Below are 12,927 nucleotides of genomic sequence, written 5' to 3'. Positions count from 1 at the left end.
GACAGGAAAATCGAGGCCAGGCGGGCCGAGGGCCCGCACGGAACAGCCGTCTACATCGACAGGAAAGCATATCCTTGATTTTCAAGGGTCGATACGGTTGTTGGGCTAGAGAGTGCATGGGTAACCGACCGATCAATCCAGTTGCTTTGGAAATGATGGAAGGCCACAGACTGATCGCACACGGACACATCTACCCCTTTGGCACGCAGGGCGCCAATCAGTTTCAGGTTAGGATTATCGATGCCATAAATCCGGTGATACTGCTCATTGTTCAGCATGGCGGGCGTACCCTCCCCCGTTACTGACACCACAAACTTCAGTTTTTCTGTCGGAACACCGGACGCCACATACAGATTCACCACACGCGCCACACGTTCCAGCCCCAGGTTCGGGTCCTGGGGTGCGTTTTCGGCGCGGGTAATCTGGAAAACAATTTTATTGCTGTCATTGATGTTGGGTTTGTAAGCAACATCTGACTCATAGTGCATTTTCCCATAACCTTCAATGGCGGGCGTTGACCAAAACCCTTCAGGATCGCTGACCGGTGCAACACGATTGCTGATCTTGTCGATAAGCTCAGGCGCTTTGGTAAAACTGGCCCCGACAAAACCCGCGACAGCCGCAATCAGAACATAAGACACCACAGAACGCATAAGGAACTCTCCGCAAAACACCGTTGTGACTGCGATATTACACAGCCTCATCACAAACGCTTACCGGCGTTTTTCATCATACAGGCTGGATAGTCCCCCTCTAAAACAGTGCCGGAACGTCACTGTGTAGCATCAGCTAACAATGCCCGTAGACAGCCGTCATCAGGCAGGTCCATACCAAACTACAGTCGCGGGTCCCTCTCGCCGTCAGATCATTGTTATTACCGTAACTGACTGGATATCTTTATACTTTTTAATGGTTCGCCATTGTTCACCCGCCCCCCAGCCAATGATAATTTTGCTTATGTCGTCTTACACTGCCCTCTCCTACGACAGGGACGTTTTTAAGAAAAAACCTGGTCAATTAGCATGCCACTATCAATAAAACTGATTAAATTTACCTAACTTTTAAGTTTAAGCCGAACCATTGCGCCGATGAGAGCGACATTCACCTGCTCTGTCGGGGAGCGCCCCCACACCGCCCTGTTCAGTTTTTTACCGCAACATCGTGTGCGTAATTGACGAGCACCGGCAGACGTCACTATTTTAGCCATTTCATTCGCCCCGGGCTGTGGTTTAAGATGTGGAATTAGTGCGTCTTTTTCTACGTACATGCAGAACATTTCGGCACGTTGCCGGTCAAAAAACTGGACTTCCTTGTTAGGGTTTACGTATGTTCATCCGATTAAAGAAAAGCCTGCTGGCTTCGCTGGTGGTGACACTGCTGACGGGTAGCTTGCTTCCGGCACATGCCGATATCAGCGATAATCTGCCGGATATCGGTACCACCGCAGGCGGCACACTGTCGATTAATCAGGAACTGGCGATGGGCGATTTTTATGTGCGCCAGTTGCGTGCCAGTGCCCCTATCATCAACGACCCGCTGCTGAATCAATATATCAATCAGTTAGGGCAGCGCCTGGTGACCCACGCCTGGTCGGTAAAAACCCCGTTCCATTTTTACCTGATCCGTAACGATGAAATTAACGCCTTTGCTTTCTTTGGCGGCAACGTTGTCCTGCATTCGGCCCTGTTCCGCTACAGCGATAATGAAAGCCAGCTGGCCTCCGTTATGGCGCATGAAATCTCCCACGTGACCCAGCGTCACCTGGCGCGCGCGATGGAAGAGCAGCAACGTAATGCGCCACTGACCTGGGTCGGCGCGCTGGGATCCATTCTTCTTGCAATGGCCAGCCCGCAGGCGGGGATGGCGGCATTGAGCGGCACGCTGGCAGGGGCTCAACAGGGCATCATCAGTTTTACCCAGCAAAATGAACAGGAAGCGGACCGCATCGGCATTCAGGTGCTGCAGCGCGCCGGTTTTGACCCGGAAGCGATGCCCAACTTCTTGCAGAAGCTGGCGGACGCCTCCCGTTTTGCGTCAAAACCACCGGAAATGCTGCTGACGCACCCACTGCCTGACAGTCGTCTGGCCGATGCGCGGAACCGCGCCAATCAGATGAAGCCAGTGGTGGTGCAGTCCTCGCAGGATTACTACATGGCCAAAGTCAGGGCGCTGGGGATGTTCTCAACCGGACAGAACCAGTTGGGCACCGATCTGCTGACGACCCTGGCGCACGGTAACAGCCGTGAACAGTCCGCCGCGCTATACGGGAAAGCAGTGTTGCTGCTGGGGGAAAGTAAGTTTACGGAGGCGCGTACTATTATTGCGCCACTGCTGGCAAAGCAACCGGATAATCTGTGGTATCTCGATATCATGACCGACATCGATATCGGGCTGAAGCAGCCTCAACAGGCGATAAACCGTCTGCTGGCCGTTAAAGGGGTAAACAACAATCCGGTATTGCAGATTAACCTCGCCAACGCCTATGTGGAGGCCAAACAACCGGCCAATGCCAGCAAAGTGCTCTACCGCTACACATGGGCGAACAAAGATGACCCCAACGGCTGGGACTTGCTGGCTCAGGCCTCGGCGGATCAGAGGCTGACAGATGAAGAACAGGCGGCGCGAGCTGAAGGTCTGGCGTTAAGCGGCCAGCTCGATCAGGCCATCCGCAGCCTGAGCAGCGCCAGTGCAGCCGTAAAACTGGGCAGCCTGAAGCAGGCACGTTATGACGCACGCATCGACCAGCTGCGCCATTTGCAGGAGCGTTTCCGTCAGTACCAGAAATCATAACGAATCCTGAGGATAGCCATGTCAGAGGTACAGATTTACCATAACCCGCGCTGCTCCAAGAGCCGCGAAACGCTCGCGCTGCTGACCCGCCAGGGAATAACGCCTGAGGTCATCCTTTATCTGGAGACCCCACCCGATGTCGCCACGCTGAAAACGCTGTTGCAGCAGCTGGGATTCACCAGCGCGCGTCAGTTGATGCGGACTAAAGAAGCGCAGTATAAAGCGGCGGGTCTGGACGATTTAACGTTAACGGAAGCGCAGTTACTGGCCGCGCTGGTCGCTGAGCCGAAGCTGATTGAACGCCCGATTGTTACCAATGGAGGCAAAGCGCGCATCGGCAGACCGCCGGAGCAGGTGCTGGAGATTCTTTAAGGAAGAAAGCCTGGCGCAGAGCAACTACAGCGCCAGTGTCTCTTTAACGAAGGGAATGGTCAGTTTACGCTGGGCGCTGATAGAGGCCTGATCGAGCTGATCCAGCGTCACAAAAAGCGTACGCATTTCACGATCGAGCCGTTTCAGCAGGAAGCGGCCCACATCTTCCGGTAGTTCAAAACCGCGTAATTTTGCACGTAGCTGTAAGGCCTGCAATTTATCTTCATCGGAAAGCGGTTGCAGCTTATAGATCTGCCCCCAGTCGAGACGCGAGGCCAGATCCGCCAGCTTCAGGTTGAGCTGACGCGGTGGACGATCGCCCGTGATCAGCAGTCGTGTTTTACCGGTTTCCAGAATGCGATTATACAGATCGAAGATCGCCATTTCCCAGGGTTCATCCCCGGCAATGCACTCGATATTGTCGATGCAGATCAGCGCGAGCTGCTCCATGCCATCGAGCACTTCAGGCACAAACCAGGTGCGTTTATCGAGAGGAACATAGCCCACCGCCTCACCTTTGGCCGACAGTTCGGCACAGGCGGCATGCAACAGGTGGCTGCGTCCTCCGCCCTCGCGGGACCAGAAGTAGAAGTAACTCCCGTGTTGCTGATGCAGTGCGCCCTGAAGCGCAGCCAGCAGCGACGGATTTTCCCCCGGCCAGAAGCTGGCAAAGGTTTCATCGTCGGGCAGGTAAAGTGGCAGTGAGAGCTGTGCCGGCGTGTTCAGATTCACCTCAGGGTTTGAGCAGGCAGAAAACGGGAAAATTCTACCACAAGTCGTTCAGGATCATGAAACGCTAAGGTCGGGAGATGCAATGAGGCAGGGGCAGCCAGAGCTGCCCCTTAGATTTACTGTGCGTCGCGACGTTCGTCCTGCACCTCAATCACCTCTTCTTCCTTACTCAACAGACTGATCGCTTTGAAAATCAGGCTGAGCGTCACACCCACCACGGTGGCAAGTGCCATGCCTTTCAGCTCAGCGGCACCAATGTGTACTTTCGCCCCACTGACGCCGATGATCAGGATCACGGAGGTCAGGATCAGATTCTGCGCTTTGTTGTAATCCACTTTCGATTCAATCAGTACGCGAATACCCGATGCCGCAATCACACCGTACAGCAACAGCGATACGCCGCCCATCACCGGGACTGGCACGGCCTGGATTGCCGCAGCCAGCTTACCCACGCAGGAGAGCATGATGGCCAGAATCGCTGCGCCGCCAATTACCCAGGTGCTGTACACGCGGGTAATCGCCATCACGCCGATGTTTTCGCCATAAGTGGTATTGGGCGTTGAGCCAAAGAAGCCGGAGAAAATGGTCGAGATGCCATTGGCAAACATTGAACGATGCAGACCCGGGTCTTTCAGCAGGTCTTTCTTCACAATATTCGCCGTTACCACCAGGTGGCCGATATGTTCGGCAATCACCACCAGTGCCGCAGGCAGAATGGTGAAAATGGCATACCACTCAAAACGCGGGGTGTAGAAGGTTGGCAGGGCAAACCAGTGGGCTTTCGCCACCGGCGTCCAGTCGACAATGCCCATGCCATAGGACAGTGCGTAGCCCACCAGAACACCGATCAGAATCGGGATAATTGCCAGAAAACCACGGAACAGCACGGAGCCAAAGACCGTTACGCCCAGCGTGACCATCGAGATAATAATGGTTTTGCTGTCAGCCATGCTGCCATCGGCTGGTAACAAACCGGACATATTCGCCGCCACGCCCGCCAGTTCCAGACCAATCACCGCCACAATCGCGCCCATCGCCGCTGGCGGGAACATCACGTCCAGCCAGCCTGTACCGGCTTTTTTGACGATCAGCGCCACCAGGCAGAACAGCACACCACACATAATGAAACCGCCCAGCGCCACTTCATAACCCAGCGGTAACAGCAGCAGTACCGGGGAGATAAAGGCAAAGCTGGAGCCCAGATAAGCCGGGATTTTACCTTTACAGATAAACAGGTACAGCAGCGTGCCGATGCCGTTGAACAGCAGCACCGTGGCCGGGTTGATATGGAACAGGATGGGTACCAGGACCGTCGCGCCAAACATGGCGAACAGATGCTGGAAGCTGAGTGGAATGGTTTGCAGCAGCGGTGGCCGCTCGTGTACGCCAATTGCACGACGCGTCATGATGTTATTACCCCTTGAGTTTGCCTTTGCTATAAAAAAACCGACTCTCTGGTCGGTTTGATGCTTATCGGGGCGGGCATGCCCGCCCCCTACGGATTATTCGCGGATTCGGCGCTTGCCGGGCCGGGCATGCTCCACCCCTACGAATTACTCGCGGATTCGGCGCTTGCCGGGCCGGGCATGCTCCACCCCTACGAATTACTCGCGGATTCGGCGCTTATCGTGCCGGGCATGCCCCACCCCTACGAATTACTCGCGGATTCGGCGCTTGCCGGGCCGGGCATGCCCGGCCCCTACGGGGTTCGTAGGGGTGAGGCACGCCTCGCCCGCAGCCGGCTTATTTAGTACCGAAGATCTTATCGCCTGCATCGCCGAGGCCTGGGATAATATACCCCTTCTCGTTCAGCCCCTGATCGACTGAGGCAGTGTACAGCTCAACATCCGGGTGCGCTTTTTCCAGCGCAGCAATACCTTCCGGTGCCGCGACCAGTACCAGCACCTTAATGCTGTTACAGCCCGCTTTTTTCAGCAGGTCGATAGTAGCAATCATCGAACCACCGGTTGCCAGCATCGGGTCAACCACCAGTGCCAGGCGCTCTTCGATGTTGGACACCAACTTCTGGAAATAGGGTACTGGCTCCAGTGTTTCTTCATCGCGGTACACGCCAACGACACTGATGCGGGCGCTTGGCACATGTTCCAGCACACCTTCCATCATGCCGAGACCAGCACGCAGAATAGGAACAACGGTAATTTTTTTACCTTTGATCTGTTCGATTTCAACCGGACCGTTCCAGCCTTCAATGGTCACGGTTTCGGTTTCCAAATCGGCAGTGGCTTCATAAGTCAGCAGACTTCCCACTTCTGATGCGAGTTCACGGAAACGTTTGGTGCTTACATCATGTTCCCGCATCAGACCCAGTTTATGTTTGACCAGCGGGTGTTTGACTTCCACGATCTTCATTGTTGTACTCCCGGAGTGTTAAGCTGCAAAAAAAAATCGCGAGATTATAGCGCCATTTATCCCCGGCGCCATATGACTTAGTGCAATACTTTGCACATCTCCTGCAACCCCTCTAAGAATTAGCTAAAATCCAGCTATCCGCAATGCGCAATAAGATGGCACTCGCAAACGTTTGCCTGCGCTGCTAGAATTGCCGCGCTTAAACTTACCACCACACCAACCGCAAACCGCGTGGGGATTTCGCAGTGACCGACAAAACCTCTCTCAGCTATAAAGACGCCGGCGTAGATATCGATGCTGGCAATGCTTTAGTCGACCGTATCAAAGGCGTAGTGAAAAAGACTCGTCGCCCGGAAGTGATGGGTGGACTGGGCGGTTTCGGTGCCCTTTGTGCACTGCCGCAAAAATACCGTGAACCTATCCTGGTTTCCGGCACTGACGGCGTCGGCACCAAGCTGCGTCTGGCGATGGACCTTAAACGCCACGATACCATCGGTATCGATCTGGTCGCGATGTGCGTTAACGATCTGGTGGTACAGGGCGCAGAGCCTCTGTTCTTCCTGGATTATTATGCAACCGGCAAGCTGGACGTTGACACGGCAGCCAGTGTGATCACCGGCATCGCTGAAGGCTGTTCACAGTCTGGCTGTGCACTGGTGGGCGGCGAAACCGCTGAAATGCCAGGTATGTACCACGGTGAAGATTACGACGTGGCAGGCTTCTGTGTCGGCGTGGTTGAGAAATCCGAAATTATCGACGGCAGCAAAGTGGCCGATGGCGACGTTCTGATCGCCCTGGGTTCAAGCGGCCCTCACTCCAACGGCTACTCGCTGGTGCGCAAAATTCTGGAAGTCAGCAAAACTGACCCGGAAACCACTCAGCTTGAAGGCAAAACGCTGTCTGACCATCTGCTGGCTCCAACCCGCATCTACGTGAAAAACATCCTCAGCCTGATCGAACAGGTGGATGTCCATGCGATTGCCCACCTGACTGGCGGCGGTTTCTGGGAAAATATTCCGCGCGTACTGCCGGATAACACTCAGGCTGTTCTGGACGAGTCAAGCTGGGAATGGCCAGCCGTCTTTGGCTGGATGCAGCAGGCCGGTAACGTCAGCCGCTTTGAGATGTACCGCACCTTTAACTGTGGTGTCGGCATGGTGATTGCCCTGAGTCCGGCAGACGCCGACAAAGCGGTACAATTGATGACTGATGCAGGCGAAAAAGCCTGGAAAATCGGTGTCATCAAAGCCTCTGACTCTGAAGAACGTGTGGTTATTAACGCATGAAACGCATAGTCGTGCTGGTTTCCGGTAATGGAAGCAATTTACAGGCAATCCTGGACGCCTGCCAGCAGGGACGGATTCACGGCAGCGTTGCTGCCGTGTTCAGTAACAAGGCTGAGGCCTTTGGTCTGGAACGTGCGCGTGAGGCGAACGTTGCTGCTCATGCGCTGTCTGCTGCGCAGTTTGCCGACCGTGAAGCGTTCGATCGCCAGCTGATGCTGGAGATTGACGCTTACGCCCCCGATCTGGTGGTACTGGCCGGTTACATGCGCATCCTCAGCCCGGCATTTGTTCAGCACTATGCCGGTCGGATGTTGAATATCCATCCTTCGCTGTTACCGAAATACCCGGGGCTGCATACGCATCGCCAGGCCATCGAGAACGGTGACGACGAGCACGGCACCTCGGTGCATTTTGTCACCGAAGAGCTGGACGGCGGTCCGGTGATCCTGCAGGCAAAAGTGCCGGTGTACAGCAACGACAGCGAAGCGGATGTTGCTGCGCGCGTTCAGCACCAGGAACATGCGATTTATCCACTGGTCGTCGGCTGGTTTGTGGATGGCCGACTGGCTATGCGCGACGATGCCGCATGGCTTGACGGTCAGCCGTTGTCCGCTGAAGGACATGCATTCGAATAATGCCTTACCTGCGTAAGGGCGGACCTTTTTTCCTGTCCGCCCATATCAATGACCTCCACCAAATTAACCATATCGTCCGGTAATATAATCCTCAGTACGACGCTGACGCGGTGACGTAAACAGATCATCGGTCATGCCAAACTCCACCACACTCCCCTGGTGCATAAACGCCGTATAGTCCGACACACGTGCCGCCTGCTGCATATTGTGCGTGACCAGAATCAGCGTGAAGTGCTGTTTTAACGATGTCATCAGCTCTTCTATCACCAGCGTCGAAATCGGATCCAGTGCCGAGGTCGGCTCATCCAGCAGCAGGATTTCAGGCTCAATGGCGATAGCCCTGGCGATCACCAGGCGCTGCTGCTGTCCGCTCGACAGCGTGAGGGCATTTTGCCAGAGGTTATCTTTCACCTCTGGCCACAGCGCCGCAGCACGCAGCGCACGCTCCACCGCTTCATCCAGTACACGCCTGTCACGCACGCCCATCAACCTCAGACCGTATACCACATTATCGTAAATGGTTTTCGGGAAGGGATTAGGCCGTTGAAACACCATGCCCACGCGGCGACGCAGCGCAGAGAGATCCTGATTATGGCCGAGGATTGACTGCTGTTGCAGGCGGATATACCCTTCAATGCGACAACCATCAATCAGATCGTTCATACGGTTAAAACAGCGTAACAGCGTTGATTTCCCACAGCCTGATGGACCAATCAACGCCGTAATGCGGTTTTTAGGCACTCGCAGGCTGATGTTATTCAGCGCGGCTTTATCGCCATACCACAAACAGAGGTTATCAATCTCAAGCGCGGTTTCGTTGTCATCAAACATCGCAGTCATAACGGAATTCCGTGTTAATGCATCAGCGCACGGTAGCGCTCGCGCAGACGGTGGCGAAGGACCATCGCCATCAGATTTAACCCCAGAATCAGCAACACCAACAGCAGCGCCGTGGCAAATACCAGCGGGCGATCGGCTTCGGCATTGGGGCTTTGGAACGCCAGATCGTAAATCTGAAAACCCAGGTGCATAAATTTACGATCCAGATGTAAATAAGGGAACAGCGAGTCTATCGGCAGCTCCGGGACCATCTTCACCACGCCCACCAGCATCAGTGGAGCGGTTTCTCCAGCGGCACGTGCCACCGCCAGGATCAGCCCGGTAAGCATCGCCGGTAATGCCTGCGGTAACACCACGTGCCACAGCATCTCTGCCTTCGTCGCCCCCAGCGCCAGCGCACCCTGGCGCAATGAACCCGGAATGCGCGACAGCCCCTCTTCAGTGGCGACAATCACCACTGGCAATGTCAGCAACGCCAGGGTCAGTGATGCCCAGAGCAGGCCTGGCGTGCCAAAGGTCGGGTTCGGCAAGGCGCTGGAGAAAAACAGACGATCGAGGCTGCCGCCCATAAACCAGACGAAGAACCCCAGGCCGAACACGCCATAGACAATCGATGGCACCCCCGCCAGGTTGACGACGGCAATACGCACCAGCCGGGTTAACAGATTGCGTCCGGCATACTCATGTAGCCAGATGGCGGCAATCACCCCCAGCGGCATCACCACCACCGACATCAGCAACACCATCAGTACCGTACCAAAGATTGCCGGGAAGATACCGCCCTCTCCCTGGCTCCCGCCGCCAGAATCACTGACAAAGTGCCACAGCTGGCTGCCAAAATGTCGCCACTTCATACCGGTGGTCATCGCATTGGGCTGCCAGGCAGCAATAATCTGCGCCAGCGAAATCTCATGCTGCACACCGCTGGCATCCCGCAGCAGCACCGCCGTATTGTTGCTTTCACGCTGAAGTGTTGCGAGTCTGGCCGCCTGACGGGCGAACTGACGTTGCAGTTCGGCGCGATCCGCCTGATACACCGACTGGGCCTCGGGGTTATAGCGCTTTTCGTCTCGCAGATGCTGCCGCTGTTGCTCCAGCGACTCCATCTGTGCGTTCAGCCGCGCCATGTTCTTGCGCCGCAGTTTCTCTGCCTCGTCAATCCGCTGACGAGCCTGCAATAAACGCTGCTGTAAGGTCTTGCCAGGGTCCTGGGAGGTTAACAAATGGCTATCTTCACGCAGCCCTTCGAACCAGCCATAGGCATTGCCGCCTGAGCGGCGTTGCAACACGATGACCTGCGGGGGTGTTTCCCTGGCGATCGCATCGCTGGACAGTACCGTACGAAAGTCAGGCGCATCGAAATCACGGTTACCGGTTTTAATCAGATAACGTGTCACGCTGTCAGGCAGACCCGCAGCATCTCGCTGGCCGCTGGCGACCAGCTGCTGGCGCGATACGGTCTGCTGCTGGGTGACCTCGCCCAGTACCTGTACCTGACCTTGCGGGGTATTCAGCGTGAACAGTTCCAGCGGCTGCGGCCAGAAATAACGCAGCCCCTGCCAGGCCAGCAGGGTAATCAGCAACAGGAAGGCCAGCAGACTGACGGCAACAGCGCCACCAGTGAGCCAGCGCCAGCGGTGATTATTCTTTACCGCATTCATCCCTGCACCTCCTGCTGGCTGTAACGCTGCCGCAGTCGCTGACGCACCATCTCGGCAACGGTATTGACCACCAGCGTGAAGATCAGCAGCACCAGCGCCGACAGGAACAGAATACGGTAATGGGTGCTGCCCGCCGCCGCTTCCGGCATTTCTACCGCCACATTGGCCGCGAGTGAACGTAACCCTTCAAACAGCCCACCGTCGGTCACCGGCGTATTACCGGTTGCCATAAGCACAATCATCGTTTCGCCAATCGCGCGGCCAAACCCGATCATCAGGGCGGCGAAGATACCGGATGAGGCACCCGGCAGCACCACGCGCGTCAGGGTTTGCCACTGTGTCGCCCCCAGTGCCAGCGATCCCTGCCCCAGTGAGGCCGGAACACTGAAAATGGCGTCTTCTGCCAGCGTGAAAATCAGGGGAACCAGAGCAAAGCCCATCGCCACCCCCGCCACCAGCAGATTGCGCTGCTGATAGTCTGCGCTGATGTGATCGGCCAGTCCCTGTCCCCAGAGTGCCTGCTCCGCCAGCGGGATGAGCCACAGGGAGCCTGTCGCCGTCAGTAACAACAGCGGCAGCAATAGCAGGACTTCACGCCCTTCAGCAAACGCACGTTTACGCCAGCGAGGGGGCAGTTTTTGCACCATCCAACCACACAGCAACAGCACCGCAGCCAGCAGTAAAGGCAGTAGCAGTACCCCAAGCAGCCGATCGGCAATTTTTGGGGCCAGCCACAGCCCGGCAATCAGACCAATCACCACGCTGGGTAACGCGCCCATCATTTCAATGGTGGGTTTCACCCAACGCCGTAGCTGAGGCGTCATAAACCAGGCGGTGTACATGGCGGCCGCCAGTGCCAGTGGCGTCGCAAACAGCATCGCCAGCCCTGCGGCTTTCAACGTGCCCGCCACCATCGGGATCAGGCTAAATTTCCCCTGGTAGTAATCATTGGCCGAGGTGGACTGCCAGACCCAGGCCGGCTCCGGATAGTTTTCATACCAGACTTTCTGCCACAGATTGCGCCAGCTGAGATCGGGCCACGGGTTAGTCAGACGATAATGCTGCCAGTGCCCGGCACGTTCAACCAATAAGCCATCGCCCTCCTGGGAGAACTGCGCCAGTTCAATACCCGGCGCCAGCTGTCGGCTGAGGATCGCGCCCTGCTGCTTACTGGCAAACAGCTTCAGCTCACCCTGCGGACTCAGGGTGGCGAAAACACGACGGTGCGGTTCGGTAAAGAGCAGAGGCTGCCACTGCGCCCCCTCAAAATGACGGATATAACGCAAATGTGGGCCACTGGAGCTTGCAATATCAAACCACTGGGAAATCCCCTGCCCATCGGAAATGAGCAAGGAATTCCCCCCACTCAGCAACGCGATGTTTTTCGGTGGCTCGGCCAGCATCAGAGAATCACGCAGCTGGGGCTCACCGTTACCGAGTCGCCAGACGCGCAACTGAGCGCCAGAAAGGGTAAATAACAGGCTGCCATCGGGCGATAACAGCAACTGATCGACGTCACGCACGTTCAGCCGGTAGTTTTGCGCTGGCTGCTGAGCATTGAGTTGCCATAGCGTAATATGATCGGCGGTCGCCAGTGCAACCTGCCAGCGGTTTTCAGCGATCTGCACCAGACTGAACTGACGCACATGATCTTCCCCGTTGGAAAGTGGGACATCGCCCAGCGGGAATGTCCAGCGGGGTTCCTCACCGGGAGGAAAATCGGGTTTAACTAACACCATTGAGCCGCTATCTGACAACAACAGCACACTACTATGATCGGCACTGCTCGCTGCCCGGATAGTACCGCGCAACAGCGTTACTGCAGAGGAAGGAGGTTGAGCACTGAGCGGCACAAAGCGCCCGCTGCCCTGACGGTCAATGCGCCAGCCCCACTGTTGCTGCCTGTCCATTCCCATGGCAACCGCAGGACTGCTCTGCCAGAGCTTAATGTTGTTATCTGCCTGCATCCCAGGGCTGATAAAGAGTGGCACCACCACCCAAATCAGCCAGAAGAACAGCAGTGTCATCACCAGCAGGATCGCCACCCCACACGCCGTTACCACACGTCGCGTCAGCCGATCAATCCTGCGGCGGCGCCCGGCGTTGTCGTGAACAGGGATTGGGCGATCAGTCATATCAGGGTGGTTTTCCATTATGCTTAGAAGCCGCTATGTTGCCCGTATGTGATTAATAAGACAATCAACATTCATCGGGCATTGGACAATGCTGCCATACTCTCGC

The 12,927-nt window shown here is 56.1% G+C and carries 11 protein-coding genes; 4 read left to right on the top strand and 7 right to left on the bottom strand.

The features are described 5' to 3' along the window. Positions 1-50: 50 nt before the first annotated feature. Entirely contained in the window at positions 51-653 is a 603-nt protein-coding gene (locus HHI26_RS09645; protein WP_133845906.1) for a DsrE family protein, read from the bottom strand. Positions 654-1,326: 673 nt separating this feature from the next. Between HHI26_RS09645 and HHI26_RS09640 the strand changes: the two genes are divergently transcribed. Together HHI26_RS09640 and arsC are read left to right on the top strand one after the other, a co-directional pair. Further along, entirely contained in the window at positions 1,327-2,790 is a 1,464-nt protein-coding gene (locus HHI26_RS09640; protein WP_133845905.1) for a M48 family metallopeptidase, read from the top strand. A gap of 18 nt (positions 2,791-2,808) precedes the next feature. Then, positions 2,809-3,162, top strand: a complete 354-nt coding sequence (gene arsC / locus HHI26_RS09635; RefSeq protein ID WP_133845904.1) for an arsenate reductase (glutaredoxin) — start codon at positions 2,809-2,811, stop codon at positions 3,160-3,162. A gap of 24 nt (positions 3,163-3,186) precedes the next feature. Here the strand turns inward: arsC and hda are convergent, their stop codons facing one another. The 3 genes from hda to upp all read right to left on the bottom strand — a co-directional run bounded on the left by hda (position 3,187) and on the right by upp (position 6,264). Next, a complete protein-coding gene (hda, locus tag HHI26_RS09630) occupies positions 3,187-3,894 on the bottom strand; it encodes a DnaA inactivator Hda (RefSeq protein ID WP_133845903.1) in 708 nt (235 codons plus the stop codon). 116 nt (positions 3,895-4,010) lie between these two features. Next, entirely contained in the window at positions 4,011-5,300 is a 1,290-nt protein-coding gene (gene uraA, locus HHI26_RS09625) for a uracil permease (RefSeq protein WP_133845901.1), read from the bottom strand. A 337-nt stretch (positions 5,301-5,637) separates the two neighbouring features. Next, positions 5,638-6,264 (bottom strand): uracil phosphoribosyltransferase, encoded by a 627-nt coding sequence (gene upp, locus HHI26_RS09620; RefSeq protein ID WP_133845899.1) that lies wholly within the window; start codon positions 6,262-6,264, stop codon positions 5,638-5,640. Positions 6,265-6,509: 245 nt separating this feature from the next. Between upp and purM the strand changes: the two genes are divergently transcribed. Together purM and purN are read left to right on the top strand one after the other, a co-directional pair. Beyond that, on the top strand, positions 6,510-7,550 hold the full coding sequence (gene purM, locus HHI26_RS09615) for a phosphoribosylformylglycinamidine cyclo-ligase (RefSeq protein WP_133845898.1): 1,041 nt from the start codon (positions 6,510-6,512) through the stop codon (positions 7,548-7,550). Beyond that, positions 7,547-8,185, top strand: coding sequence for a phosphoribosylglycinamide formyltransferase (purN, locus tag HHI26_RS09610; RefSeq protein ID WP_133845897.1), 639 nt, complete (start codon positions 7,547-7,549; stop codon positions 8,183-8,185). The genes purM and purN overlap by 4 nt, the downstream gene beginning before the upstream one ends. A 63-nt stretch (positions 8,186-8,248) precedes the next feature. Here purN and pstB read toward each other — a convergent pair whose 3' ends face one another. Genes pstB through HHI26_RS09595 form a run of 3 tightly spaced genes read right to left on the bottom strand, consistent with a single transcriptional unit; the run spans position 8,249 to position 12,839 of the window. After that, the gene (gene pstB, locus HHI26_RS09605) at positions 8,249-9,025 is read right to left on the bottom strand and encodes a phosphate ABC transporter ATP-binding protein PstB (protein ID WP_171148981.1); all 777 of its coding nucleotides are present in this window, start codon (positions 9,023-9,025) and stop codon (positions 8,249-8,251) included. Between the two features lie 14 nt (positions 9,026-9,039). After that, the gene (pstA, locus tag HHI26_RS09600; protein ID WP_167864720.1) at positions 9,040-10,686 is read right to left on the bottom strand and encodes a phosphate ABC transporter permease PstA; all 1,647 of its coding nucleotides are present in this window, start codon (positions 10,684-10,686) and stop codon (positions 9,040-9,042) included. Then, on the bottom strand, positions 10,683-12,839 hold the full coding sequence (locus HHI26_RS09595) for an ABC transporter permease subunit (protein ID WP_171148980.1): 2,157 nt from the start codon (positions 12,837-12,839) through the stop codon (positions 10,683-10,685). The genes pstA and HHI26_RS09595 overlap by 4 nt, the downstream gene beginning before the upstream one ends. Positions 12,840-12,927: the final 88 nt, after the last annotated feature.

Origin of the sequence: Erwinia sp. JH02 (genome assembly GCF_013074405.1) — a bacterium.
Lineage (GTDB): Bacteria > Pseudomonadota > Gammaproteobacteria > Enterobacterales > Enterobacteriaceae > Erwinia > Erwinia rhapontici.
Note: the sequence above shows the minus strand (reverse complement) of the source record. Positions and strands in the feature narration are given on the sequence as shown.